19 protein-coding genes are annotated in these 25,656 nt (G+C 68.2%); 6 read left to right on the top strand and 13 right to left on the bottom strand.

The annotated features are described in order from the left end of the window. Positions 1–43: 43 nt before the first annotated feature. The 5 genes from ACH41F_RS26080 to ACH41F_RS26060 form a co-directional block, all read right to left on the bottom strand. Entirely contained in the window at positions 44–1,114 is a 1,071-nt protein-coding gene (locus ACH41F_RS26080; protein WP_398837757.1) for an ABC transporter ATP-binding protein, read from the bottom strand. After that, positions 1,107–2,081, bottom strand: a complete 975-nt coding sequence (locus ACH41F_RS26075; protein WP_391243718.1) for an oligopeptide/dipeptide ABC transporter ATP-binding protein — start codon at positions 2,079–2,081, stop codon at positions 1,107–1,109. The genes ACH41F_RS26080 and ACH41F_RS26075 overlap by 8 nt, the downstream gene beginning before the upstream one ends. A 280-nt stretch (positions 2,082–2,361) precedes the next feature. Then, entirely contained in the window at positions 2,362–3,330 is a 969-nt protein-coding gene (locus ACH41F_RS26070; RefSeq protein ID WP_391243715.1) for an ABC transporter permease subunit, read from the bottom strand. Beyond that, positions 3,323–4,246, bottom strand: coding sequence for an ABC transporter permease subunit (locus ACH41F_RS26065; protein ID WP_391243712.1), 924 nt, complete (start codon positions 4,244–4,246; stop codon positions 3,323–3,325). The genes ACH41F_RS26070 and ACH41F_RS26065 overlap by 8 nt, the downstream gene beginning before the upstream one ends. A gap of 6 nt (positions 4,247–4,252) precedes the next feature. Then, entirely contained in the window at positions 4,253–5,893 is a 1,641-nt protein-coding gene (locus tag ACH41F_RS26060; RefSeq protein WP_391243709.1) for an ABC transporter substrate-binding protein, read from the bottom strand. 464 nt (positions 5,894–6,357) lie between these two features. Here ACH41F_RS26060 and ACH41F_RS26055 point away from each other — a divergent pair, with 464 nt between their 5' ends. The 6 genes from ACH41F_RS26055 to ACH41F_RS26030 all read left to right on the top strand — a co-directional run bounded on the left by ACH41F_RS26055 (position 6,358) and on the right by ACH41F_RS26030 (position 13,331). Then, positions 6,358–7,386 carry an ABC transporter permease subunit gene (locus tag ACH41F_RS26055; protein ID WP_391243706.1) on the top strand — a complete coding sequence of 343 codons (1,029 nt, stop codon included), beginning with the start codon at positions 6,358–6,360 and terminating at the stop codon, positions 7,384–7,386. 79 nt (positions 7,387–7,465) lie between these two features. After that, positions 7,466–9,244 carry an ABC transporter substrate-binding protein gene (locus ACH41F_RS26050; RefSeq protein ID WP_391243703.1) on the top strand — a complete coding sequence of 593 codons (1,779 nt, stop codon included), beginning with the start codon at positions 7,466–7,468 and terminating at the stop codon, positions 9,242–9,244. A gap of 82 nt (positions 9,245–9,326) precedes the next feature. Further along, a complete protein-coding gene (locus tag ACH41F_RS26045) occupies positions 9,327–10,307 on the top strand; it encodes an ABC transporter permease subunit (protein ID WP_391243700.1) in 981 nt (326 codons plus the stop codon). A 9-nt stretch (positions 10,308–10,316) separates the two neighbouring features. Next, positions 10,317–11,342 carry an oligopeptide/dipeptide ABC transporter ATP-binding protein gene (locus ACH41F_RS26040; protein WP_391243698.1) on the top strand — a complete coding sequence of 342 codons (1,026 nt, stop codon included), beginning with the start codon at positions 10,317–10,319 and terminating at the stop codon, positions 11,340–11,342. 26 nt (positions 11,343–11,368) lie between these two features. Next, positions 11,369–12,415 carry a dipeptide ABC transporter ATP-binding protein gene (locus ACH41F_RS26035; protein WP_391243695.1) on the top strand — a complete coding sequence of 349 codons (1,047 nt, stop codon included), beginning with the start codon at positions 11,369–11,371 and terminating at the stop codon, positions 12,413–12,415. A 175-nt stretch (positions 12,416–12,590) separates the two neighbouring features. Further along, positions 12,591–13,331 (top strand): class I SAM-dependent methyltransferase, encoded by a 741-nt coding sequence (locus tag ACH41F_RS26030; protein ID WP_398837754.1) that lies wholly within the window; start codon positions 12,591–12,593, stop codon positions 13,329–13,331. Between the two features lie 52 nt (positions 13,332–13,383). Here the strand turns inward: ACH41F_RS26030 and ACH41F_RS26025 are convergent, their stop codons facing one another. The 8 genes from ACH41F_RS26025 to ACH41F_RS25990 form a co-directional block, all read right to left on the bottom strand. After that, positions 13,384–14,508, bottom strand: a complete 1,125-nt coding sequence (locus tag ACH41F_RS26025; protein ID WP_398837752.1) for an ABC transporter ATP-binding protein — start codon at positions 14,506–14,508, stop codon at positions 13,384–13,386. 282 nt (positions 14,509–14,790) lie between these two features. Beyond that, entirely contained in the window at positions 14,791–15,852 is a 1,062-nt protein-coding gene (locus tag ACH41F_RS26020; protein ID WP_398837751.1) for an ABC transporter ATP-binding protein, read from the bottom strand. A 10-nt stretch (positions 15,853–15,862) separates the two neighbouring features. Next, positions 15,863–16,843: an ABC transporter permease subunit gene (locus ACH41F_RS26015; protein ID WP_391243682.1), complete on the bottom strand. Its 981-nt coding sequence runs from the start codon at positions 16,841–16,843 to the stop codon at positions 15,863–15,865. Between the two features lie 87 nt (positions 16,844–16,930). Then, entirely contained in the window at positions 16,931–18,739 is a 1,809-nt protein-coding gene (locus ACH41F_RS26010; protein ID WP_391243679.1) for an ABC transporter substrate-binding protein, read from the bottom strand. Positions 18,740–18,860: 121 nt separating this feature from the next. Continuing rightward, a complete protein-coding gene (locus tag ACH41F_RS26005) occupies positions 18,861–19,898 on the bottom strand; it encodes an ABC transporter permease subunit (RefSeq protein ID WP_391243677.1) in 1,038 nt (345 codons plus the stop codon). Between the two features lie 653 nt (positions 19,899–20,551). Then, complete coding sequence (gene typA / locus ACH41F_RS26000; RefSeq protein ID WP_391243673.1) at positions 20,552–22,468, bottom strand: translational GTPase TypA; 1,917 nt, start codon at positions 22,466–22,468, stop codon at positions 20,552–20,554. Between the two features lie 133 nt (positions 22,469–22,601). Next, positions 22,602–23,198, bottom strand: a complete 597-nt coding sequence (locus ACH41F_RS25995) for a hypothetical protein (protein ID WP_398837748.1) — start codon at positions 23,196–23,198, stop codon at positions 22,602–22,604. A 47-nt stretch (positions 23,199–23,245) separates the two neighbouring features. Then, complete coding sequence (locus tag ACH41F_RS25990) at positions 23,246–25,465, bottom strand: ABC transporter family substrate-binding protein (RefSeq protein WP_398837747.1); 2,220 nt, start codon at positions 25,463–25,465, stop codon at positions 23,246–23,248. Positions 25,466–25,656 lie beyond the last annotated feature (191 nt).

Raw genomic sequence — 25,656 nt, 5'->3', positions numbered from 1 at the left:
TGGGCGTTTGCGGCATTGGTGACCGGCGACCGGGCCCCGGGCGTCAGCTCCCGGTCCCCGGCCCCGCCCCCGCTCCCTCACCGTCCGCCTCCACCGGCACCACCCGCTTCTCCTCCGCGAAGTGGCAGGCCGAGTCGTGGGCCGCCGGGGTCGGGAGGTGGCGGAACTCGGCAGGCACGGCCAGGGCGGGCACCTCCAGGGCGCAGCGTTCCTGGGCCTTCCAGCAGCGGGTGCGGAAGCGGCAGCCGGAGGGGATGTTCGTCGGTGAGGGCACGTCGCCGGACAGGATGATGCGCTCGCGGTGTTCGCGGGCCTCCGGGTCGGGGACGGGCACCGCGGAGAGCAGCGCCTGGGTGTAGGGGTGGGTGGGGTGGTCGTAGATCTCCGCGTCCCTGCCGATCTCGACGATGCGGCCCAGGTACATGACGCCCACCCGGTCCGAGATGTGGCGGACGATCGACAGGTCGTGGGCGATGAAGACGTACGAGAGGTCGAACTCGTTCTGCAGGCGGTCCATCAGGTTGATGACCTGGGCCTGGACGGAGACGTCGAGCGCCGAGACCGGCTCGTCGGCGACGATCACCTCGGGGCGCAGCGCCAACCCCCGCGCGATGCCGATGCGTTGGCGCTGGCCGCCGGAGAACTGGTGGGGGTAGCGGTTGATGTACTCCGGGTTCAGGCCGACCACGTCCAGGAGGTCCTGGACCTTCTTCCTGCGGTCGCCCTTCGGAGCCACCTCGGGGTGGATCTCGTACGGCTCCCCGACGATGTCGCCCACCGTCATACGAGGGTTGAGGGAGGTGTAGGGGTCCTGGAAGACCATCTGGATGTTGCGGCGGACCGACTTGAGAGCCTTGCCGGACAGCGTGGTGATGTCCTCGCCCTTGTACTTGATCGACCCGGCGGTCGGCTGCTCCAGGTTGACGAGCATCTTCGCCACCGTCGACTTGCCGCAGCCGGACTCCCCGACGATGCCGAGGGTCTCGCCCCTGTTGAGCGTGAAGTCCACACCGTCCACGGCCTTGACGGCACCGACCTGTTTCCTGAACACGATGCCCTGCGTCAACGGGTAGTGCTTGACCAGTCCGTTCACTTCCAGGATCGGCTCAACCATGGAGGCACTCCGTCCAGAAGTGGCAGGCACTCGTCCGTGTGTCGTCGACGTCGTACAGAGGGGGTACGTCGGTGCGGCAGAGGTCCCGGGCCATCGGGCAGCGGGGGTTGAACGCGCAGCCCGGCGGGATGTTCAGCAGGTTGGGCGGCAACCCCTTGATCGCGTACAGCTCCTGGCCCTTCTGGTCCAGGCGCGGGATCGAGTCCAGCAGGCCCTTGGTGTAGGGGTGCGCCGGGGCCTTGTAGATGTCGTGGACGGGGGCCGACTCGACGATCCGGCCCGCGTACATCACCGCGATCCGGTCCGCGACGTCCGCGACGACGCCGAGGTCGTGGGTGATGAGGATGAGCCCCATGTGGTACTCGCGCTGCAACTCCGCGAGCAGCTCCATGACCTGGGCCTGGACGGTGACGTCGAGCGCGGTCGTCGGTTCGTCGGCGATGACCAGGGCCGGTTCCAGGGCCAGCGCCATCGCGATCATGATGCGTTGGCGCATACCGCCGGAGAACTGGTGGGGATACTGCCTGACGCGCTCCTTGGCACCGGGGATGCGGACCCGGTCCATCAGCTCGACGGCCTTGGCGCGGGCGTCCTTCTTGGACATCCCGCGGTGGACGACGAACATCTCGCCGAGCTGGTCGCCCACGGAGAGCACCGGGTTCAGCGACGACAACGCGTCCTGGAAGATCATCGCCATCTCGGCGCCGCGGACCTTGCGCCGCTCCTCCTCCTTGAGCTGGAGCAGGTCCCTGCCCTGGAAGAGGATCTCGCCGCCGGTGATCCGTCCGGGCGGCATGTCGAGGATCCCCATCACCGCCTGAGCCGTCACCGACTTGCCGGACCCGGACTCCCCGAGCACCGCCAGGGTCTCCCCCGCGTCCACCGAGTAGGTGACCCCGTTGACCGCCTTGGCGACCCCGTCCCGGGTCCGGAACTCCACATGCAGATCACGCACTTCGAGCAGCATGACGCCGACTCACCTCGGCTTCCGGTCGAGGGCGCCGCACACGCGCCGCCGGGCGGGAGAAACCTGAACACCGGCGCCCTCGGCCGGGCGGCCGCACGCGCCACACACACGCCGCCCGGTGAAAGGAACCCGAACACCGGCACCCCCGGCCGCACGACCACACACGCCACGCACACGCCGCCCGGCGAAAGGAACCCGAACACCGGCACCCCCGGCCGGACCGCCGCACCGGACACCGCCCGTGCTCGGGCTCGGGCTCGCTTCCCACACCCTCACGCCCTCACCTCAGCTTCGGGTCGAGGGCGTCGCGGACCGCGTCGCCGAGCATGATGAACGCGAGGACGGTGAGGGCGAGGGCGCCGGCCGGCCAGAGGAGCATGTGGGGGGCCTGGCGGATGTAGGCGGAGGCCGAGGAGATGTCGATGCCCCAGCTGACCGTGGGCGGCTTCAGGCCCACGCCGAGGTACGACAGGGTCGCCTCCAGCGCGATGTACGTGCCGAGGGCGATCGTCGCCACGACGATCACCGGGGCCACCGCGTTCGGCGTGATGTGCCGCAGCAGCTGGCGGGAGTTCGAGGCGCCCAGGGCCTTCGCCGCCTGCACGTAGTCGTTCTGTTTCGCCGTGATCACCGAGCCTCGGGCGATCCGGGAGATCTGCGGCCAGCCCAGCAGCACCATGAAGCCGATCACCGGCCAGACCGTGTTGCTGGTGACCACCGACAGCAGCACCAGGCCGCCCAGGACCACCGGGATCGCGAAGAAGACGTCGGTGACGCGGGAGAGGATCGAGTCCCAGAACCCGCCGAAGAACCCGGCCAGTCCGCCGAGGACCGAGCCCAGGATCGCGACCCCGAGCGTGGCGCAGACGCCGACCGTCACCGAGGTGCGGGCCCCGTACACCGTGCGCGTGTAGACGTCGCAGCCCTGGCCGTCGTAGCCGAAGGGGTGTCCGGGCTGGGAGCCCTCCTGCGCCTTGGCGAGGTCGCACTTGAGGGGGTTGCCGGAGGCGATCAGGGACGGCCAGAGGGAGATCACGACCAGGAAGAGGATGACCAGGCCGGAGACGATGAAGACGGGGTTGCGGCGCAGGTCGCGCCAGGCGTCGGACCACAGCGAGCGGGGCCGGTCGAAGGAGCCGGGGCCGCCGGGGCCTTTCTCCAGCGTCGTCGCCTCGCTCACGGCCAGGTCCATGGCGCCGCCCATCCCCGTCCCGGCGATCGCGCCCTCGGGCTCCTGTGGTTCAGGCATAGCGGATCCTCGGGTCGAGTACGGCGTACAGGAGGTCGACGACCAGGTTGGCCACCAGGAAGACCAGCACCAGGACCGTGACGAAGCCGACGACGGTCTGGGTGTTCTGGCGGAGGATGCCCTGGTAGAGCTGGTAGCCGACGCCGTGGATGTTGAAGATGCGCTCGGTGACGATCGCGCCGCCCATCAGGGCGCCGATGTCGGTGCCGATGAAGGTGACGACGGGGATCAGGGAGTTGCGCAGGAGGTGCCGGGTGATGACCCGCCGCCTCGGCAGGCCCTTGGCCACCGCCGTACGGACGTAGTCGCTGCGGCTGTTCTCCGCGATGGAGGTGCGGGTCAGCCGGGTGACGTACGCCAGGGACACCGACGCCAGCACCAGCCCCGGCACGATCAGCTCGCCGAACGTGGCGTCCGTCGACACCGACGGTTTGATCCAGCCCCACTCGACGCCGAGCAGGAGCTGGAGCAGCAGACCGGTGACGAAGGTCGGGACGGAGATCACCACGAGCGTGAACATCAGGACCGAGGTGTCCACGGGCCGGCCGCGCCGCAGGCCCGTGACGACCCCCAGGGTGATGCCGATGACGACCTCGAAGAGGATCGCGACGATCGTCAGGCGGATCGTCACGGGGAACGCCGTCGACATCAGCTCGGTGACCTTCTGCCCGTTGAACGCGGTGCCGAAGTCGCCGGTGAAGACGTTCCCCATGTAGGTCAGGTACTGCTGCCAGACCGGCTTGTCGAGGCCGAACTCCTTCTTCAGCTGGGCGGCGGTGGCGGGATCGCACTCCCGGTCGCCGCACAGGCCCGCGACGGGGTCGCCCATCACGTTGACCATGAGGAAGATCAGGAGGGTGGCGCCGATGAACACCGGGATCATCTGGAGCAGACGCCGGACGACGTAGCGTCCCATGGCCGGTCAGCTGACCTTGATCTCGTTGTAGACGGGGACGCTGAAGGGGTTGAGCTTCACGTCGGACAGCCGCTCCGAGTAGCCCGCGCTGCCGTTCTGGTACCAGAGCGGGATGGCGGCCATGTTGTCCCGGACGACCTCCTCGGCCTGCTGGAACTTCCCGATCGCCTTGCCGGTGTCGGTCTCGGCGTTGGCCTCGTCGACGAGCTGGTCGAACTCCGTGTTGGTCCACTTGCCGTCGTTGGAGGAGGCGTTGGTGTAGTAGAGCGGCTGGAGGAAGTTCTGGATGAGCGGGTAGTCCATCTGCCAGCCCGCCCGGAACGGCCCGGTCATCTTCTTGTCGGTGATCTGGGTGCGGAAGTCGGCGAAGGTGCCGATCGGGTTGCCGACGCAGGCCTTGTCGTTGTCGAGCGCGTTGTTGATGGAGTTGCAGACCGCGTCGACCCACGTCTTGTGCGAGCCGGTGTCCGCGTTGTACGTGATCTTGATGCTGCCGCCGGGAAGGCCGCCGCCCTCCTTGACGAGCTTCTTGGCCTCCGCCGGGTCGTAGTCGCAGGCGTCGCCGCACAGCCCGTCCTTGAAGCCGCCGTCCTCGCCGAGGACCGGGGAGGTCCAGTCGGTGGCGGGGGTACGGGTCTTCTGGAAGATCGTCTTGGTGATCTGTTCGCGGTTGATCGCGCGGGACAGGCCGGTGCGGACCTTCTCCATCCCGTCCTTGCTCCAGTTCTTGTCGTAGAACGGGAAGGCGAGGGTCTGGATGATGCCGGCCGGGGTGTTGATGTAGCGGTCGCCGAGGTCGCTGGAGACGTTCTTGAGCTGGGCGGCCGGGACGTCGTCGACCAGGTCGAGGTTGCCGGCCATCAGGTCGGTGTAGGCGGTGTTGTTGTCGGTGTAGACCTTCAGGGTCACACCGCCGTTCTGCGCCTTGTCCTCACCGGGGTAGCCGTCCCACTTCTTCAGGGACATCTGCGAGCCCTTGGTGTAGGACTCGATCGTGTAGGGGCCGTTGCCGACGGGCTTCTTCACCCAGGCCGCGTGGTCGGTGAAGAAGGCCCGCGGGAGCGGGGCGTAGGCCGGGTAGCCGAGGGTGTCGGGGAAGGTCGAGAACTTCTGGCTGAGCTTGACGGTGAAGGTCCGGTCGCCGGTGACCTTCAGTCCGGAGAGCGTCTGGGCGCTCTGCTTGCCGCCGTCCTCGGGGTGGACCTTGTCGTAGCCGTCGATGTAGCCGAAGAAGTACGCGTTCTTCTGGTTGTTCTTCAGGCTCGCCCCGTAGTTCCAGGCGTCCACGAAGGACTTGGCGGTGACCTTCTCGCCGTTGCTGAAGGTCCAGCCGTCCTTGACGGTGATGGTGAAGTTCTGGGAGTCGCTCGTCTCGATCTTCTCGGCGAGCATGTCCTCGGCCTTGCCGGTCTCCGGGTTGTACCGCTTGAGGCTCCGGAAGATCATGTCGAGGACCTTGCCGCCCTGCACCTCGTTGGTGTTGGCGGGCTCCAGCGGGTTCTGCGGGTCTCCCCAGGAGGAGCTGAGCGTCGCGCTGCCGTCGCCACTGCCACCGCCGCTGTCGCTGTCCCCGCCCCCGCAGGCCGTGGCGGCGAGGGCTACCGCCGCCGCGCATGCGGCCCATTTGGCGTGCGTGGCTCCGCGCATGGAGTGCCTCCTGTGTGACTGCTCTGCCTGTATGACTGCTCTGGTCCGTTACCGGCCAATATCGACGCAAAACAGTCATACCGCACATGCACTGACCCTTTAGGGGAGCGACCCGGGAAGCTCCGGCCCCCGCCTCCACGGGGTCCCACAAGGGGCGCAATGGATCTTCACCATCCGATGCGGAACCGTTGGATTGGGACCCTCCTATGTACGGATTTCGACACCTCGCCGTCCGCATATCGAACCCATTGCCCGATTAGGCCAGTTGGCCCGATGTAAGACACAAGGTGATCACGGCACGCTACACGCGTAGCTACAGGGAGGTCAAAGACGAGTAAAGAAAGTAAAGAGAAACCCAAGCCGACCGAGAATTTATTGACCTTGAATGAATTGCGTTGAAAAAGTCCGGCGTAGCCCGTAGGGACCGCCCTGCGGAGTCCTTGATCCACAGGGCACGGAGCAACATGACCCCCCCAACCCCTTCCCCGGTCACTTCACTCGAGGTGTCCGACGAAGACAGCGCGGCACCGGTGAAGTCCTCGGCTCTCAAGGGCAACGAGAGCCGTTCGCCGGGACGGCTCGCCTGGAGCCGTTTCAAACGGGACCGCGCGGGCGTCATATCCGGCTACGTGGTCCTCTTTTTCTTCGTCGTCGCGCTGGGTGCCCCCCTGATCGCCAAGGTGTACGGCAAGAACCCGTACACGACGTACGGCATCAACACTCCGGGGCTGCTCAACGAGTTCGGTTTCCCGATCAAGCCCAACGGCGGCATCAGCAGTGACTTCTGGTTCGGCGTAGAGCCCCAGCTCGGCCGTGACGTGCTGACCTTCCTGCTGTACGGCATGCGCAACTCGCTGCTCATCGCCACCGCGGCCACGCTCCTGACCGTCATGCTCGGTGTCGTCGTCGGCATCACCGCCGGCTACCTCGGCGGCCGCACCGACTACTTCGTCGGCCGGGTCATCGACATCCTGCTGGCCTTCCCGCAGACGCTGTTCTTCATCGCCTTCTGGCCGGTCGTGCTGGCGATCTTCGTGTCGCCCGAGGAGAACACCCCGATCTGGCTGACGGTCACCAGCCTCATCACGGTCATGACCGCCTTCGGCTGGGCCTCCATCGCCCGCCTGCTGCGCGGCGAGGTCCTCGCCCTGCGCGAGCGGGAGTTCGTGGAGGCCGCCAAGGTCACCGGCGCCTCGCCGGCCCGGATCATCTTCAAGGAACTGCTGCCCAACCTGTGGACGCCGATCCTGATCCAGTCGACGCTCCTGCTGCCCGCCTACGTGACGGCGGAGGCGGGCCTCGCCTTCCTCGGCGTCGGTCTCACCGACCCCACGCCCGACTGGGGCGTCATGCTCCAGTTCGGCGCCAAGTACTACCAGGACGACATCACCTTCATGCTCTTCCCGGGCCTGTCCATGGTGATCTTCGTCGTCGCCTTCAACCTCCTCGGTGACTCCGTGCGCGACGCGCTGGACCCCAAGACGAAGCGCTGAGCTCTCCCTCTCCGCGCGGGCGACGGGGCCCGGCCGGAGACTCCCCGCACCATCCCAATCCACAGAAATCGGGTCAGCCATGTCTCTCTCCCGCAGAAACTTCGTCATAGCCACCTCCGTCGCGGCGGCGGGCTCGACACTGCTGTCCGCGTGCAGCAGCGGCGACGCGGGGGGTGGCGGCGGCAGCGCGACCGAGGGCGCCAAGACCTACTCCAAGGTCACCGTCGGCACCGCGGCGGACTCCACCGGCCCCGCGCCGGAGATCACCGGGGCGAAGAAGGGCGGGACGATCTACGGCCTGGCCCCCGACGACTTCTCGCACCTCGACCCGGGGCGCATCTACTACGCGTACAACTCGACCGCCGCGCTGCTCCTGCACCGCTGCCTGACCGGCTACAAGGTCGCCGAGGACGGCTCGCAGAAGCTCGTCGGCGACCTGGCCACGGACACCGGCACGATGTCCGACGCGGGCAAGACCTGGACCTTCACGCTGAAGGAGGGTCTGAAGTGGGAGGACGGCAGCGAGCTGACCGTCGAGGACGTCCGCCACGGCATCGAGCGCCTGTGGGCCCCGTACATCATCGAGTCCGCCAGCTATGTGCAGATCGCGCTGACCGGCAAGGGCGGCAAGTGGCGTGACGCCTACGAGGGCCCCTACAAGGGCAAGCACCTCGACTCCATCGTGACGGACAAGGCCAAGCGGACCATCACCTTCAAGCTGGCCGAGGCCCGCCCGGACTTCAACTTCACGATGGCGATGCACTCGTACGCCGCGGTGTCCCCGAAGCTGGACACCAAGGAGAAGTACGACAAGAAGCCGGCCGCCTGTGGTCCGTACAAGATCAAGAACCACACGACCGACAAGTCGATGACGCTGGTCCGCAACAAGCACTGGGACCCGGCGACCGACTCGATCCGCAACGCCTACCCGGACGGCTTCGAGTTCACCTTCGGCATCGAGACGCTGGACTCCACGGACCGTCTCATCGCCTCCCAGGGCACCGACGCCTACGCGGTCTCCATCTACAAGGGCGTGCCCGCCGAGCGCATCCAGAAGGTCCTCACCGACCCGGAGCTGAAGAAGCGCACCTTCAACGGCCTGCTCACCGGCACGTACTACTACGCGATCAACACCAAGCGCGTCACCGACCTGAAGGTCCGCCAGGCCCTCAACATGGCCTGGCCGCTCCAGCAGATCCGCCAGATCTACGGCGGCCCGTCCTCCGGCGACTTCGCGACCACGATCCTCAGCCCCGACATCCTCGGCCGCGAGAAGTTCGACATCTACGGCAAGCTGAAGAAGCCGCAGGGCGACCCGGCCGCCGCGAAGAAGCTGCTGAAGGAGGCCGGCAAGGAGGGCATGAAGATCGTCTACGCCTTCCCGCAGGACCCGACCTACAACAAGACCAAGGTCGTCATCGAGAACGCGCTGAAGGAGGCCGGCTTCACCCCGGTCATCAAGCCGGTCGACTCCACCTCGTACTACGACCAGATCCAGAAGGTCGACAACAGCTACGACGTGATGTGGTTCGGCTGGTCCCCGGACTGGCCGACCGCCTACACGATGATCCAGCCGCTGTTCGACAGCGCCAGCGTCGGTGACGGTCTCTACAACGTCTCGCAGACGAAGATCTCCTGGATCGACGAGACCATCCAGAAGAACATGGTCCTCACCGACCAGAAGAAGGCCGGTGAGGCCTGGGCCGCCCTCGACAAGCGGATCATGGAAGAGGTCGCGCCGATCATCCCCGAGATGTACCAGCGCCGTTACTACGTCTACGGCAACAAGGTCGGCGGGGCGATGTTCGACCCGAACTTCTCCGCGACCCTGCTCTACAAGACGTTCGTGAAGGCCTGACGACCGGCCCTCGTGGCGGGGCGGCCCTCGGCCGCCCCGCCTCCTTCCCCCCTTCGGCATCCGTCAGGAAATCCCAACTGCCATGCTCCGCTTCCTTGTCCGACGAATTCTCGGCGCCGCGGTGATCCTGCTGATCATCAGCGCGATCGTGTTCGTCCTGTTCTACGCCGCCCCGCGCGACCCCGCCCGCATCGCCTGCGGCAAGGCCTGCACCCCCGAGACCCTGGAGCTGGTGCGGAAGAACCTGGGGATCGCCGATCCACTGCCCGTGCAGTACTGGGACTGGCTCAAGGGCATCTTCGTCGGCCGCGACTACACGTCGTTCGGCAACTGCAACGCGCCCTGCCTCGGCTACTCGTTCCAGAACCGCGAGCCGGTCCTCGGCACCATCATGGACCGCTTCCCGACCACCCTGTCGCTCTCGCTCGGCAGCTCGGTCATCTACCTGATCTTCGGCATCGGCACGGGCATGCTGGCCGCCGTGAAGCAGGGCAAGGCCGTGGACAAGATCGCGAGCTCCGCCTCGCTCGTCGCCTCCTCGATGCAGATCTACGTCGTCGGCGTCCTCGCCACCTACCTGCTGGTCGACCAGTGGCAGGTGCTGGACCGGGCCAGCTACACGCCGTTCACCGACGACCCGGCGGCCTGGGCCAAGGGCCTGCTGGTGCCGTGGATCGTGCTGTCGCTGATCTGGACGGCCAACTACACCCGGATGACGCGCTCCCAGATGGTGGAGGCGCTCAGCGAGGACTACGTCCGTACCGCCCGCGCCAAGGGCCTGTCCCGCCGTACGGTCTTCTTCCGCTTCGCCTGGCGCGGCGCGATGGGGCCGATCGTCACCATCTTCGGCCTCGACCTCGGCGTCCTGCTCGGCGGTGCGATCATCACCGAGTCGACGTTCAGCCTCCAGGGGCTCGGCATGCTCTCGGTGAAGGCGGTCAGCACCAACGACCTGCCGATGCTGCTCGGTGTCGTCCTGGTCGCGGCCGGCGCGATCGTCGTGTTCAACATCGTCGTCGACGCCCTGTACGCCCTCATCGACCCGCGCGTGCGCCTCGCTTAAGGAGAGACCATGAGCACCCCCTTCCTCTCCGTCCGCGACCTCAAAGTCCACTTCTCCACCGAGGACGGTGTCGTCAAGGCCGTCGACGGGCTCTCCTTCGACGTGGAGAAGGGCCAGACCCTCGGCATCGTCGGTGAGTCCGGCTCCGGCAAGTCCGTCACCAACATGGCGGTCCTGGGCCTGCACGACCCGCGCAACACCAGGCTCGACGGTGAGATCCTGCTCGACGGCAAGGAGCTGATCACCGCCTCCGAGCGTGAGCTGGAGAAGCTGCGCGGCAACAAGATGTCCATGATCTTCCAGGACGCGCTGGCCTCCCTGTCGCCGTACCACACCATCGGCGCCCAGATCGGCGAGACCTACCGCAAGCACACCGGCGCCTCCCGCGGCGAGGCCCGGGCGCGGTCGGTCGAGATGCTGCGCCGGGTCGGCATCCCGCAGCCGGACATGCGGGTGGACGACTACCCGCACCAGTTCTCCGGCGGTATGCGCCAGCGCGCGATGATCGCCATGGCGCTGGTCTGCGACCCCGAGCTGCTGATCGCCGACGAGCCGACGACCGCCCTCGACGTGACGGTCCAGGCCCAGATCATGGACCTGCTCAAGGACCTCCAGCAGGAGTTCGGCACCGCGATCATCTTCATCACCCACGACCTCGGTGTCATCGCCGACATCGCGGACGACGTGCTGGTGATGTACGGCGGCCGCTGTGTGGAGCGGGGCACCAAGGCGGAGGTGCTGCGCTCGCCGGACCACCCCTACACGCTGGGGCTGCTGGGTTCGATGCCGAGCCTGACCGGGCCGGTCGACGTGCCGCTCTCCCCCATCCCCGGCTCGCCCCCCTCGCTGCTCAACCCGCCCTCGGGCTGCCGCTTCCACCCCCGGTGCGCCTTCGCCGAGAAGGTCGCCGGCAACCTCTGCTCCACTGAGCGGCCGGCCCTGGAGGTCGTGGACGGGCGCGGTTCGGCCTGCCATCTGACGGCCGAGCAGAAGCGCGAGCTCTTCACCGAGCACCTCGCCGCCCGGACCCACTGACGTAACAGAGACGGGACTTCACCACCATGAGCAACACCACCCCCCTCCTGGACGTCTCCGGCCTGACCAAGCACTTCCCGGTCAAGGGCGGCTTCCCGATCCGTCGCACGGTCGGCGCGGTGCAGGCCGTCGACGGGCTGGACTTCCAGGTCGCCGAGGGCGAGAGCCTGGGCCTGGTCGGCGAGTCAGGCTGCGGCAAGTCGACCACCGGCCGGCTGGTCACCCGGCTGCTGGAGCCGACGGGCGGCAGCATCTCGTACCGCGGGCAGGACATCACGCACGCGTCCCGCAAGGCGCTGGCGCCGATCCGCTCCGAGATCCAGATGATCTTCCAGGACCCCTACGCGTCGCTCAACCCGCGCCAGACGGTCGGCAAGATCGTCTCGGGCCCGATGGAGATCAACGGCATCAACCCGGCGGGGGGCCGCGAGAAGCGGGTCCGTGAGCTGCTGGAGATCGTCGGTCTGAACCCGGAGCACTACAACCGTTTCCCGCACGAGTTCTCCGGCGGTCAGCGGCAACGTATCGGTGTGGCACGGGCGTTGGCTCTGGAGCCGAAGCTGATCGTCGCCGACGAGCCGGTCTCGGCGCTGGACGTCTCCATCCAGGCGCAGGTCGTCAACCTGCTCCAGAAGGTGCAGCAGGAACTGGGCATCGCGTTCCTGTTCATCGCCCACGACCTGGCCGTCGTACGGCACTTCTCGCAGCGCGTCGCGGTCATGTACCTCGGCAAGATCGTCGAGATCGCGGACCGCGAGGACCTGTACGGCAACCCGCGCCACCCGTACACGCGGGCTCTGCTGTCCGCCGTGCCGGAGGCAACGGTGGACGATACACCGACCCGCGAGCGCATCCGCCTCACGGGCGATGTACCGTCTCCTCTGAACCCGCCCTCGGGCTGCCGTTTCCGGACCCGTTGCTGGAAGGCGACGGAGAAGTGCGCGACCGAGGCACCCCCGCTGGTCCAGGTCGAGGGCAACAGGCCCGGCCACCTGACCGCGTGCCACCACCCCGAGACGGAGGGAACCGTGCCGGCCCCTCGTCTCTCCAAGGACCCCGAGGCGGCGGTCTGACAACACCCCTTTTCCGTCAGCCGCCGCACTTGTGGAACGGACTTTCTCGGCCCATTGACCCGAGCCCATGAACGTCCGGTTCCAGGGGAAAGAAGGCCCGCGCCTCCCCGGGCGCGGGCCTTCGCCCTGGGCGGATCCCGTCGTACGGCCCGACCACCTGTGGAAGACTGCCGCGATGGTCGATCGCTCGTTCGCGGATCTCTCAATCGCCGCGCTGTACGACTCCCTCAACCCGTGGGGCCGGGGTGACGACTTCTACGCCGGCCGCGTGATGTCCGCGCCCACCGTCCTGGACGTCGGCTGCGGCACCGGACGGCTGCTCGCCCGCTGCCGGGAGATGGGCCACCCGGGACGGCTGACGGGACTCGACCCGGCCGCCGCGATGCTCGTCCAGGCCAGGCGGCGGGAACCGCGCGTGGAGTGGGTCCTCGGGGACCTGGGCTCGGTGGCCTGGCGCGGGGAGTTCGACCTGGTCACGATGACCGGGCACGCCTTCCAGGAGATCCTCGGCGACGACGAGCTGCGCACCGCGCTACGGGCGGTGCGCGCCGCCCTGGCCGACGGCGGGCGCTTCGTCTTCGACACCCGCAACCCGTCCGCCCGCGCCTGGGAGTCCTGGACCCCGGACCACATATACGAGGCCGCCGACCCGGAGGGCGCGGTGGCGTGGATGTGGCACGAGGTCGTCGAGCCGGTGCGGGGGGACCGCGTGACCTTCACGTCGACCTTCCAGGGTGTCCGCTGGGAACGCCCTCAGGTCACCACCACCACACTGCGCTTCCTCGACACGTGGGGCCTGGAGAGCTTCCTGGCGGAGGCGGGCCTGGTGGTGGAGGAGCAGTACGGCGACTGGGGCAGGGGCCCGGTGACGCCGGAGAGCCCGGAACTGGTCACGGTGGCGCGCAGCGCCCCGTGACCAGGGGCGCTGCGATCATCGCCTACCGGGCCGCGCCCGGGACCCGGCGGACCTACTCGTCGTGCAGGTCCTCCTCCAGCGCCGCCAGCGCGGGATCCAGCACGATGTCCTCGTCCCGCCCCTCGATCGTCGGCTCCTCCGGGAAGTGGCACGCCGTCAGATGCCCCTGCCGGTTCCCGGCGATCCGGACCAACGGCGGCTCCTCCGACGCGCACCTGTCCTGCGCCTTCCAGCACCGCGTCCGGAACCGGCACCCGGAGGGCGGAGAGATGGGCGAGGGCACGTCACCGGCGAGCCGGATCCGCTCCCGGTCGGGCGCGCCCTCGTCCGAGAGGTTCACCTCGGGCACCGCGGACAGCAGGGCGTGGGTGTAGGGGTGCCGGGGCCGGGTGTAGATGGAGTCGCGGTCGCCGACCTCGATCACCTTGCCGAGGTACATGACCGCGACGCGCTGCGAGAAGTGCCGTACGACGGCCAGGTCGTGGGCGATGAACAGGAACGCGATGCCGAGTTCCTGCTGCACCTTCTGGAGCAGGTTGACCACCTGCGCCTGGATGGAGACGTCGAGCGCCGAGACCGGCTCGTCGGCGACGATCAGCTTCGGCTCCAGAGCCAACGCCCGTGCCACACCGATACGTTGCCGCTGGCCGCCGGAGAACTCGTGCGGGAAGCGGTTGTAGTGCTCGGGGTTCAGACCGACGATCTCCAGCAGCTCACGGACCCGCTTCTCGCGGCCCCCCGCCGGGTTGATGCCGTTGATCTCCATGGGACCGGAGATGATCTTCCCGACCGTCTGCCTCGGGTTCAGGGAGGAGTACGGGTCCTGGAAGATCATCTGGATCTCGGCCCGGATCGGCGCCAGTTCGCGGCGGCTGGCATGCGTGATGTCCTTGCCGCGGTACGAGATCGTGCCCGCCGTCGGCTCCATGAGCCGCGTGATCAGCCGGCCCGTGGTCGACTTGCCGCAGCCGGACTCGCCGACCAGGCCGAAGCTCTCGCCGGCGCGCACGGTCAGGTCGATGCCGTCGACGGCCTGCACCGCGCCGACCGTACGGCGGATCGGGAAGCCGCCCTTGACCGGGAAGTGCTTGGTGAGCCCCTCGACCACCAGCAACGGCTCCCCGCCGTCCTCGGTGCCCGCCTCACGCGGGGCGGGAAGGACCAGGTCCTCTTTCATGACGCGTCCTCCTTGGACCTGTCCGGCGGATCATGCCGGGGTCGCGCGCTCGACTTGGTTGACATGCTCTGTTCTCCTGCGGCCGGCCCGGTCGGCCGGCCCGGCCCCTAGGGCCTGTTGTGAAAGTGGCCTCGTCGCCCGGAGGGCGGCCGCGCGGCGTTCGGTGCGTGCTCTCGGTGTGCCGCCCGGAAGCCCTCGTACTGGGCGTACTCGGGCTTTCGGGCGGTGCGGCGAGAGTGCGTGCCGGGCGTCGCGCGGCAGAGGCCACTTTCGCAACAGGCCCTAGCCCAGGCTGGGCTTGATCTCCTCGATGAAGATGGTCCGCTTCTGCTCCGCCGTGAGATGGCAGGCGGAGGCGCGGTCCGGGGCCAGCAGGGGGCGTTCGTCGACGCAGCGGGTGCCCTCGACCCGGCCCTGGAAGGTGCAGCGCGGGTGGAAGCGGCAGCCGGAGGGCGGGTTGAGCAGCGAGGGCGGGGTGCCCGGGATCGGCGCGAGCGGGGCGCCGAGGTCCGAGTCGATCCGCGGCATCGAGTTCAGCAGGCCCCAGGTGTACGGGTGTTGCGGGGCGCGCAGCACCTCGCGGGTGGTGCCGCGCTCGATCGCGCCGCCCGCGTACATCACCATGATGTCGTCGGCCATGTCGGCGATGACCCCGAGGTCGTGCGTGATGAAGATGATCGCCGAGCCGAACTCCCGCTGGAGGTCCTTGAGCAGGTCCAGGATCTGCGCCTGGACCGTCACGTCCAGCGCGGTCGTCGGCTCGTCGGCGATCAGCAGGTCCGGGTCGCAGACCAGCGCCATGGCGATCATCGCGCGCTGGCGCATACCGCCGGAGAACTGGTGCGGGTAGTCCTTCGCCCGCTCCTTGGGGTTGGGGATGCCGACCTTGCCGAGCATCTCCACCGCCCGCACCCAGGCCGCCTTCTTGGAGGCGCCGGTGTGCTTCATGTACGGCTCGGCGATCTGGCGGCCCACCGTGTAGTACGGCGACAGGGCGGTCAGCGGGTCCTGGAAGATCATGGCGACCTTGTTGCCGCGCAGCTTCTCCAGCTCCGACTCGCGGGCGGTGGTCAACTCCTGCCCCTCCAGCAGGATCTCGCCCTCGACGGTGGTGAACTTGGGGCTGTGCAGGCCCAGGATGGTCAGGTTGGTCACCGACTTGCCGGAGCCCGACTCGCCGACGATGCCCAGCGTCCTGCCGCGCTCCAGGTCGAAGGAGAGCCCGTCGACGGCCCGGACGATGCCGTCCTCGGTCCGGAAGCTGACGTGCAGGTCCCGCACCGAGAGGAAGGCGCCCGCGTCGGACGGGACGGGCGCCCCGGCCTCCTTGGTCAGAGTGGTCACGACGAAACTCCTAGGACAGCCGCACGCGCGGGTCGATGAGGGCGTAGCAGGCGTCGACGACGATGTTGCACAGCAGGATCACGCCGGCCGCGAACAGCATCACCCCGAGCAGCAGCGGCAGATCGCTGAACTGCACCGAGTCCACCGCGAGCCGGCCGAGTCCGGGCAGTCCGAAGGTGTACTCGGTGATGATCGCGCCGCCGAGCAGCGAGCTGAGGTCGATGCCGAGGATGGTGATGATCGGGATGAGGGAGCCGCGCCAGGCGTACCGGAAGAAGACGTAGCGGCCGCTCATGCCCTTGGCCTTGGCCGTGCGGACGTGTTCCTCCTGGAGCTGCTCGATCATCGCGGAGCGCGCCATACGGGTGTACTGCGCGGCGAAGATCGTCGACAGGACGACCCAGGGGATCATCAGTCCGGTGAACCAGGCGGCGGGATTGTCGGTGAGGGGGGTGTACTTGGGTTCGTCGAAGGCGTGCGTCTGGTACACGAGGATGGCGAGCGCGAGCGGGCCCAGGAAGTAGATCTGCATCGAGCTGAGCGCCATGGAGCCCGCGGTGAACGTCTTGTCGACGAGGGTGCCGCGCTTCCAGGCGGCGAGCAGGCCGGTGCCGAGCCCGACGAACAGGAAGACGATCGTGGCGCCGAACGCCAGCGACAGGGTGAGCGGCAGCCGGTCCATCAGGGTCGTCCAGACGGCCTCGTTGGTGTGGTACGAGTACCCGAAGCACGGGGCGGGGCAGGGGCCTTGGGCGAAGTCGTCGCGGCCGGCCACCAGTCCGGACAGGAAGATCCAGAACTGCTCCGGGATCGACTTGTCGAGTCCGAGCGTGTGGTGGATGTTCTCCAGGGCGCCGGGCGTGCACGTCTTGCCGCACATCAGCAGCGCCGGGTCGCGGGGCATGCCGAAGAAGAGCAGGAAGGCGACCACGGTCAGCAGGACCAGGATCACGAGTGAGCCGAGGATCCGGCGGAGGAGGAAGCGCAGCATCTCAGTGGCAGCTTTCGGGCTTCAGGCCTGGCGGCGCCGGTCGCGTCCCGTCACGGGAGGGGGCGCGACCGGCGCCGCTTGGACGGGTTACTTCACGTACAGCCTGCGCGGGTCGACGCCACCGATGACGTCGTCGTACACCAGGCCGCCGATCTTGGAGCCGGCGATCTGGGTCTGCTTGTAGTACGCCGTCGGGATGTTGGAGACGACGTCCTTCACGATGTACTCGTTGATCTTGTTCCAGGCGTCGGCCGCCTTGACCGGGTCGGTGAGGGCACCGGCCGCGTCGATGTCGGCGTTGACCTTGGGGTCGTCGATGTGCGAGTAGTTCGAGGCGCCGTCCTGGATCTGGCGGCCGTCGTACAGCGGCGGGATCACGGTCGAGGCGCTCGGCCAGTCGGCACCCCACGCGGTGTGGTAGATGTCGTAGTTGTTCTTGACCTTGCTGACCTGGTCGTAGTAGGTCTCGGCCGGGATCTCCTGGCGCTGGACGTCGAAGCCGGCCTTCTCCAGGCCCGCCGCCATGGCGGTGGAGTACTGCTGGCCCTCGGGGGTGTTGATGTAGCCGAAGGTCAGCTTCAGACCGGTCTTGCCGGCCTTCTCCAGCAGGGCCTTGGCCTTGGCCGGGTCACCGGCGGGCTTGGCCTTCTTGCCGAAGGGGTCGAACTTGGGGTCGTAGCCGGAGACGGTCGGGCTGATGAGACCGCCGGCGACCTCCATGGCGTCGGTGCCGCCGAAGGCACGCACGAACGGCGTGATCGGCAGGGCGTAGGCGATGGCCTCGCGGACTTCCTTGGACTGCATCTCCGGCTGGGACAGGTTGATGTTCATCTGCCCCACGTACGGCTGGTAGCCGGAGACCGTACGGGACTTCAGCGCGCCGTCCTTGAGCACCTTGGTCAGGTTGCCCGCGTCGACCTGGTTGGTGAAGCTGATCGCGGTCGAGTTCGCGCCCGAGTCGTCGAGGATCGCCTTGGTGGAGTCCTCGAACTGCTTGTTGAACTCGAAGTTGAACTGGTCGACGTACTGGTGGCGGACCGCGTCGGTCTTCGGGTCCCAGTTGGTGTTCTTGACCAGCGTCATCGACTTGCCGGACTTGAACTCGGAGATCTTGTACGGACCCGCGGTCATCGGGGCCTTGTCGTACTTCTCCTTGGTGTCCTTCTTCTGCGACACGACGGAGTAGCCGGACATGGCGAGCGCGTACGGCAGGTCCGGATGGGCCTTGGCGAACTTGAAGACGATCGTCTTGTCGTCCGGCGTCTGCAGGACGGTGTCCGGCAGGTGCTTGCCCTTGAAGGGGCCGTCCGGGAGGAGCTTGCGGTACTCCGCGCCCGGGGTGTCGGCCATCCACTGCTGGATGTAGGTCGGGCCGTTGGAGACGAACGGCGCGAAGAGCCGCTCGAAGGTGTGGCGCACGTCCTTGGCGGTGATCGTGGCGCCGTCGGCCCACTTGATCCCGTCCTTGAGCGTGAACTTCCAGGTCTTGCCACCGTCGGTGGTCGTGCCGCTGTCGGTGGCCAGGTCGCCGACGACCTCGTGCTTCTGGCCGTCGTCGCTGGTCGGCTTGTAGCTGGTCAGACCGCGGTGGATCAGCTGGGACAGGGCCATCTCGTCCGAGACGTAGATCTGCCCGGGGTCGAGGTGCGCGAAGCTGTCCCGCTGGAGCACGGTGACCGAGCCGCCCGCCTTGGCGCCGGCTATCTCGGCGGCCGGGCCGGTCGAGGCCTTGGCGTCGCCGAAGGTGATGCCGGACTGCTGCCGCTCGGCGTTCTCCTTGTCCTGCTTGTCGTTGTCGTTGCCCTTGCTGCCACCCTCGCTGCAACCGGTGAGCACGAGAGCCCCCGCCGCCAGCAGTGAGAGCGCGGCGTACGCGCGGCGTCCACCCTTACCCATCACTCAGATTCCACCCATCTTGTGTCACCGGTGCGACTGTCACCGGTGCGAATTGAAGTGCGGACCGGCATAGGACGTGCCATCCGGTCTGTGTCGGGCGAGGATGCCCACAACTGCGCGGTCAGCGTGCCGTCTTGGGATCGAAGGCGTCCCTGACCGAGTCCCCGAGCAGGTTGAACGCCACGATGAAGATGATCATCGAGATGCCCGGGAAGAACATGTAGGTGATGTCGTTCTGCATCACGAGTTCGGTCGACGCCTTGGAGAACATCTGCCCCCAGTCCGGCGTCGGTTCGACGATTCCGACACCGAGGAAGGACAGACCGGCCTCGGCGGTCACGAAGTTGGGGAGCATGTACGTCGACTGCACCAGGATCGGCGTGACGACGTTGGGCAGGATCTCCTTGCGGATGATCCGCGTCGGAGACGCCCCGCTGACCTTGGCGGCCTCGATGAACTCCCGTTCTCGCAGGGCGAGTGTGGTGCCGCGCAGGATGCGCGCCAGGCTCATCCAGCCCAGGAACCACTGCACCGCGATGAGGGCCACCACCCGGACGTACACCGGTGTCTCGTCGCGGGGGCTCACGAAGAGCGAGACCACGACGGGCATGCTCGCGATGAAGAACAGCTGGGCCGGGAAGGCGAGGAGGAAGTCGATGACCCGGCTGATCAGGTTGTCCGTCCGGCCGCCGAGATAGCCGGCGGCGACACCGAGGATGATGCCGGTCAGCACGGTCGCGACGGTGACCGCCAGCGAGATCATCAGGGAGTTGCGGATGCCGTAGATCAGCTTGGTGAAGACGTCGTAGCCGTTGCCGGGCTCCAGCCCGAACCAGAACTCGCCGCTGATCCCGCCGTTGGGCTGGATCGGCACACCCGCGCTGTCGAAGAGTTCGGGGCGTTCGTCCGCGTACACCGTGTACGGGTTCTTGCCGTACAGCTTGGCTATCAGCGGGGCCGCGAGGCCGACCACGAAGAAGAAGATCACGACGTACGCCGAGATCACTCCGGTGCGGTCGCGCTTGAAGCGGATCCACATCAACTGGCCGGGAGAGCGGCCCTGCAGCTGCTTGGCCTCCTCCGGTTTCGCCTTCGGCGCTTGCTCGCCGTCGACGACGACCGACGTACCGCCGCCCTCGATGTCGATAGGACTTGTCACAGTTCGCCCATTTCACAGGTGTGGGTGTGCCGAACCGGCGACCGGCGCGAGGTGTGCGCGATCGCGTTTCGGATCATGAAGAAGCGTCAGCGGCGCCACTCGGCGAACGGGAGAACCCGCAGCCGGACGCGCGTAGGGGGAAGGGCGTGGCCCTTCAGAGCCAATCGCCGTGCGCCGAGGCGCGGTTGCCGGCACTTGCGGACGCTGTGACCCACCTGGTGCTTGTGACACCGCGCATGGGACTCCTCCTCATGACTTCACGTGTTCACCAACAGGAGGGGGTACATGCCTTTCCTCCGACACCCCTGACGGAGGGTCAGGCACCCCCTGGTGCTCGCGAGTCGGCGCCGTCCCCACGGCGCGAGACCCATTGACCCGAGCGCTACGCGGCTAACTATCTGCCATGAGCCAACTGGCGACCACCGTCTTTAAATCTCGATTCAGTCACAGCTGGCGCGTACATCTTCCGAAATTTGGACAAACCGTCTGGCGGGAGAAGGCCGCGAAACGGACGTGTTACATGTGTATCGGGCGTGGATCTCCGCATTACGGACATCGCTCACCGCGGGAGCACGATGATCCGGCGGAAAACCGGTTGCAAAAAGCCCGGGTGCCCCCAAGATGGGGGCACCCGGGCTTCAGGCGACGGGTTCTCAGCCGTGCTTGGCGCGGCTCGCGGCGCGGGCCCGCTCGCGGGCGTCCAGGTTCACCTTGCGGATGCGAACGGCCTCCGGGGTGACCTCCACGCACTCGTCGTCGCGGCAGAACTCCAGCGACTGCTCAAGCGAGAGCTTGCGCGGCGGGACGATCGCCTCGAACGAGTCGGCCGACGACGACCGCATGTTCGTGAGCTTCTTCTCCTTGGTGATGTTCACGTCCATGTCGTCGGAGCGCGAGTTCTCACCGACGATCATGCCCTCGTAGACCTCGGTGCCCGGGTCCACGAACAGCACGCCGCGCTCCTGGAGGTTCGTCATCGCGAACGCGGTGACGGCGCCGGCGCGGTCGGCGACCAGCGAACCGTTGTTACGGGTCTGCAGGGTGCCGAACCAGGGCTCGAAGCCCTCGTGGATGGAGTGCCCGATGCCGGTGCCGCGGGTCTGGGTCAGGAACTCGGTCCGGAAACCGATGAGACCGCGGGAGGGCACCACGAACTCCATGCGCACCCAGCCGGAACCGTGGTTCGACATGTTGTCCATGCGGCCCTTGCGGACACCCATGAGCTGCGTGACCGCGCCCATGTGCTCCTCGGGGACGTCGATGGTCATGCGCTCGACGGGCTCGTAGACCTTGCCGTCGACGTCCTTGGTGACCACCTGCGGCTTGCCGATGGTCAGCTCGAAGCCCTCCCGGCGCATGGTCTCGACCAGGATGGCGAGCGCGAGCTCACCACGGCCCTGGACCTCCCAGGCGTCGGGGCGCTCGGTCTCCAGCACGCGCAGCGAGACGTTGCCGATCAGCTCGCGGTCCAGACGGTCCTTGACCTGGCGGGCGGTGACCTTGCGGTCCTTGACGGCGGCCTTCGCGTCGGCGCCCTTGCCGGTGCCGCCGCGGCCGACCAGCGGCGAGGTGTTGGTGCCGATGGTCATGGAGATCGCGGGCTCGTCGACCGTGATCAGGGGCAGCGGGATCGGGTTCTCGGGGTCGGCGAGGGTCTCGCCGATCATGATGTCCGGGATACCGGCGACCGCGCAGATGTCACCCGGGCCGGCCTTCTCGGCGGGCTTGCGGGTGAGCGCCTCGGTCATCATCAGCTCGCTGATGCGGACGTTGCTGATCGAGCCGTCGCGCTTGATCCAGGCGACGGTCTGGCCCTTGCGCAGCTCGCCCTGCTCGACGCGGAGCAGCGCGATACGGCCGAGGAAGTTGTCGGCGTCCAGGTTGGTGACGTGGGCCTGGAGGGGCGCTTCCTCGTCGTACGTGGGGGCCGGGATGTGCTGGAGGATCGTGGAGAAGAACGGCTCCAGGCTGTCGGAGTCGGCCGGGACCGTGCCGTTCTCCGGCTTGGTCAGCGAGGCGATGCCGTCACGGCCGCAGGCGTAGACGATCGGGAACTCGATCTGCTCCTCGTCCGCGTCCAGGTCCAGGAAGAGGTCGTAGGTCTCGTTGACGACCTCGTCGATCCGGGAGTCCGGCCGGTCCGTCTTGTTGATGCACAGGATGACGGGCAGCCGCTGCTGGAGCGCCTTGCGCAGCACGAAGCGGGTCTGCGGGAGGGGACCCTCGGAGGCGTCCACGAGCAGCACGACGCCGTCGACCATGGACAGACCGCGCTCCACCTCGCCACCGAAGTCGGCGTGGCCGGGGGTGTCGATGATGTTGATGGTGATGACGTCCCCCCCGTCCTTCGGGTGGTACTTCACCGCCGTGTTCTTGGCGAGGATCGTGATGCCCTTCTCACGCTCCAGGTCGTTCGAGTCCATCATGCGGTCGTCGACGCCTTCGAGCTGGTGGGCGGCGAAGGCACCGGCCTGCTTCAGCATGCCGTCGACGATGGTGGTCTTTCCGTGGTCGACGTGGGCGACGATGGCGACATTGCGGATGTCGTGACGCGTTGAGGTCACAGCCATGTGTGGCGTACTCCCGGAGTGTGAGGAAGGGGCCGACGCGTACATCTGTGTTACGCGGACCCTGCCGGGCTGTACATGCCACGGCCTCACCCCATGGTACGTGTCATTGACAGGGGTGGCCTCCACAGGCCCCTCAGACCGCCTCGGCGGCCCGTGATCCGGTGGGGCAGCTGCGGACGGCGGCCTCGTGGGCGGCGGCTCCGGTGCGGGGTGCGTCGGCGCAGGACAGGAAGCCGGTCTCGCTCCCTTCCCAGGTCCGGACGTGCCCCGTGACCGGCCCGCCGCTCGCACAGGTGTACGTGAAGTCGGCGTCGACCAGCTTCAGGGCGTTCCAGGCGTAGTACGCCCCCTGGAGGCCCCCGGTCCTCACCTCGTAGTAGGTGTCCAGCCCGGGGTTCACCCGGTCACTCACGTCACCCAGCGGTTCCTCGGCCTTCAGGTGCCTGCCGAGCGCCGCCAGTACGCCGGAGGTGCCCGCGCCGGGCGGCCGGGGGCTCACGGTGGTGGAGTACGTCACGGTGTCGGCGGACCTGAGCCGGACCTTGTAGGAGTCCGTCCTCTTCTTGATCACGACGGGGTCGGCGAGCCGGGTCAGCCTCTCCGTGTGCCGCACACCCGACCAGGCGTACGTCCCGTCCGCGCAGGAACCCGCCCGCTCCTCCGAGCCGCCGCAGCCCGTCAGCCCCGCCGCCAGGGCCACCGTCGCCGCCCCCGCCACCCAAGCACGCATCCCCGTCGCTCCTGTTCCCCACGTCGTACGACGTGGGGAATGATCCCCTACTTCCCTGTGGGACCGGCGGCCGGGCCCCGGCCCTTCTTCAGGAAGCCCATGTCCTCGTAGACCGGCGTCTGGAAGCCGAAGGCGCCGGCGTTGGCCACGGTCTTGCGCGCGGCCGTCAGCTGGGGCCGCTGGTACAGCGGGATCGACCCGGCCGCCGCCCAGATACGGGAGTCGGCCTTGCGGATCAGGTCCCGGCTCTCCTCCTCGTCCAGCGTCGCGACGGCCTGGTCGAAGAGCTGGTCCACCTGGTCGGTGCCGACCCGGGTGTAGTTCTGCTCGACGTTCAGGGAGCCGTCGGCCGCCGGGACCGGCTTGGCGTAGATCGGGCGGGCGTCGGTGGCCGGGAAGGCGGAGGCGGGCCAGGAGTAGAGCGCGAGGTCGTACTGGCCGGAGGCGATGTGGTCCTTGAAGTAGCTCTCGTCCTCGACCTTGGAGATCCGGGTGCGGATGCCGATCTTGCCGAGCATGGCCGAGATCCGGTCCGCGACCGTGCGCAGCGCCTGCGAGCCCGGCCCGGACGGCAGGACGAACCGCAGGGTCAGCGCCTTGCCGTCCTTGGCGAGCACGCCCTCCGCGGTGTTCGCGGGCGCCGCGGTGCCCCGCGGGGCGTAGGCGCCCGGCGCCCCGCCCCGGCGCAGCTTGTTGGTGTACTGCTTGCCGTCCTGGGCGAGGTGCTTGGAGCTCTTCCCGCTCCGGCGCTCCCCCTGGGCGTGCTTCTTCTCCCGGTCCGCCTCGCGCCGCGCCTTGTCGTCCTCGCCGACGATGTACGTCCCGTCGTCGCCGCCCTCCGAGGCCCGCTCGCCCTTGGCGCCGGCCGCCTTCTCGCCCTTCTTGTCCTTCTTCACCGGGCCGCCCCGCACCCACCCGGCGTCCGAGAGGAGGGCCTGCGCCTCCTTGGCGTCCTGGCCGCCGAGGGCGCCGCTGTTGTCGGCGTACGCTGCCTGGCCGGCGAGGGCGAGGTGGCTGCCGACCGGTTCGGCGGGCAGCCCGAGCGGGGTGAGGACGGCCGAGGCGAGGGCCTCCCGGTCCAGGGCGCGGGCCACCGCACGGCGGACCCGCTCGTCGGCGAGGGGGCCCTCGGCGCCGTTGAGGGCGAGCTGGGTGTAGGCGGGCTCCAGGGAGCGGCGGACCTCGAAGCCGCGCAGCGCCTGCTGCTGCCGGGCGTATCCGCTGACCGCCTTCTGCTGCTTCCTGCGGGCGGTCGTCTCCTCGTCCGCGGCCTCCTCGTCGGAGCCGTTGGCCACGGCCCAGGAGCGCAGCGAGTCGGCGGCACCGAGGTCGTGGCCGGGACCCATCAGCGGGGTGCTGCTGGTACGGCTCCGCGGCTGCGCCGCGAGGGTGATCCGCTTGACCGACTCGGGGTCGATCTCGGCCAGGTCGAGGGTGCCCGCGGCCAGTGCGGCGGCCCGCTGCTCGCGCGGTACGGCGCGCAGCACGATCTCGTCGAGCTTGGCGGGGCGGCCCCACCAGCGCGGGTTGCGGTCGAGGGTGACCTCGTCGTCCTTGCGGTCGACCTCCTTGAGCCGGTACGGCCCCGCGGTGACCTTGAGCTTCTTGCGGGCCCCGTCGTTGAAGGAGTCCGGGGTGCCCATGACGTCCTTCGGGTACAGCGGCGAGAACAACGACTTCCAGTCGCTGTACGGCCGTCCGAAGGTGACCTTGACCTCCAGGTCGTTGGCGCCCCGCTCGATCTTCTCGATGCGGTCGTAGCCGGCGTTGCGGGCCGTCCAGTACGCGGTGTCCTTGCCGGACAGGGCGCGCCACTGGGCGGCGAAGTCCGCGGCGCCGATCTCCCGGCCGTCGCTCCACACCGCCTGCTGGTTCAGCTTGTACAGCACGACCTGCTTGGGCTCGGTCTCGACGACCTCGGCCTTCTCCAGGTAGTCGGGGTTGGCCTGCGGGCGCCCGTCGGCGTCGAGCCGGTACAGGGCGGGCAGGACGGCCTGGGCGACCCGGGTGGTGGTGCCGTCGGCGTCCGCCTGGAAGGTGTTGAGGGTCTCCGGCACCGAGTCCACGGCCCAGCGCAGGGTGCCGCCGTCGGCCACCAGGGCGCGGGCCGCGGGGGCGATGTCCTGGTCGGCGAGTGGTCTGCCGGCCGGGTCCTCGGAGCTGCATCCGGCGAGCGCGGGCACGGTCAGCGCCCCCGCCGTGAGGAAGGCGACCGAGCGCATGACCGTGCCACGCGAAGGCCTGGGTCCGACGCCGTCGTGGGACATGCCGCATACCTCCGGGGGTGGGCCGCCGGTTTGGATCACGTTTGGCGGTATATGGAGCTGATCAGATGTATGCGGCCACTGAAGAGGAAAGGGTTCGGCAGCGGACGGCGACACGACGAGGGGCGCGGCGAAGCCCACCCGTGCGGCGCAATCCAGGGCGTACGGGGGGCGCGCACCCGGGCTCACGATCC

This window comes from Streptomyces sp. NPDC020489 (genome assembly GCF_044386545.1).
GTDB lineage: Bacteria > Actinomycetota > Actinomycetes > Streptomycetales > Streptomycetaceae > Streptomyces.
Note: the sequence above shows the minus strand (reverse complement) of the source record. Positions and strands in the feature narration are given on the sequence as shown.

Excerpts from the sequence above, each read along its gene's own strand:
- ACH41F_RS26080 (WP_398837757.1), bottom strand. The coding sequence starts at position 1,114 with ATGGTTGAGCCGATCCTGGAAGTGAACGGACTGGTCAAGCACTACCCG.
- ACH41F_RS26075 (WP_391243718.1), bottom strand. The coding sequence starts at position 2,081 with ATGCTGCTCGAAGTGCGTGATCTGCATGTGGAGTTCCGGACCCGGGAC.
- ACH41F_RS26070 (WP_391243715.1), bottom strand. The coding sequence starts at position 3,330 with ATGCCTGAACCACAGGAGCCCGAGGGCGCGATCGCCGGGACGGGGATG.
- ACH41F_RS26065 (WP_391243712.1), bottom strand. The coding sequence starts at position 4,246 with ATGGGACGCTACGTCGTCCGGCGTCTGCTCCAGATGATCCCGGTGTTC.
- ACH41F_RS26060 (WP_391243709.1), bottom strand. The coding sequence starts at position 5,893 with ATGCGCGGAGCCACGCACGCCAAATGGGCCGCATGCGCGGCGGCGGTA.
- ACH41F_RS26055 (WP_391243706.1), top strand. The coding sequence starts at position 6,358 with ATGACCCCCCCAACCCCTTCCCCGGTCACTTCACTCGAGGTGTCCGAC.
- ACH41F_RS26050 (WP_391243703.1), top strand. The coding sequence starts at position 7,466 with ATGTCTCTCTCCCGCAGAAACTTCGTCATAGCCACCTCCGTCGCGGCG.
- ACH41F_RS26045 (WP_391243700.1), top strand. The coding sequence starts at position 9,327 with ATGCTCCGCTTCCTTGTCCGACGAATTCTCGGCGCCGCGGTGATCCTG.
- ACH41F_RS26040 (WP_391243698.1), top strand. The coding sequence starts at position 10,317 with ATGAGCACCCCCTTCCTCTCCGTCCGCGACCTCAAAGTCCACTTCTCC.
- ACH41F_RS26035 (WP_391243695.1), top strand. The coding sequence starts at position 11,369 with ATGAGCAACACCACCCCCCTCCTGGACGTCTCCGGCCTGACCAAGCAC.
- ACH41F_RS26030 (WP_398837754.1), top strand. The coding sequence starts at position 12,591 with ATGGTCGATCGCTCGTTCGCGGATCTCTCAATCGCCGCGCTGTACGAC.
- ACH41F_RS26025 (WP_398837752.1), bottom strand. The coding sequence starts at position 14,508 with ATGAAAGAGGACCTGGTCCTTCCCGCCCCGCGTGAGGCGGGCACCGAG.
- ACH41F_RS26015 (WP_391243682.1), bottom strand. The coding sequence starts at position 16,843 with ATGCTGCGCTTCCTCCTCCGCCGGATCCTCGGCTCACTCGTGATCCTG.
- ACH41F_RS26010 (WP_391243679.1), bottom strand. The coding sequence starts at position 18,739 with ATGGGTAAGGGTGGACGCCGCGCGTACGCCGCGCTCTCACTGCTGGCG.
- typA (WP_391243673.1), bottom strand. The coding sequence starts at position 22,468 with ATGGCTGTGACCTCAACGCGTCACGACATCCGCAATGTCGCCATCGTC.
- ACH41F_RS25995 (WP_398837748.1), bottom strand. The coding sequence starts at position 23,198 with ATGCGTGCTTGGGTGGCGGGGGCGGCGACGGTGGCCCTGGCGGCGGGG.
- ACH41F_RS25990 (WP_398837747.1), bottom strand. The coding sequence starts at position 25,465 with ATGTCCCACGACGGCGTCGGACCCAGGCCTTCGCGTGGCACGGTCATG.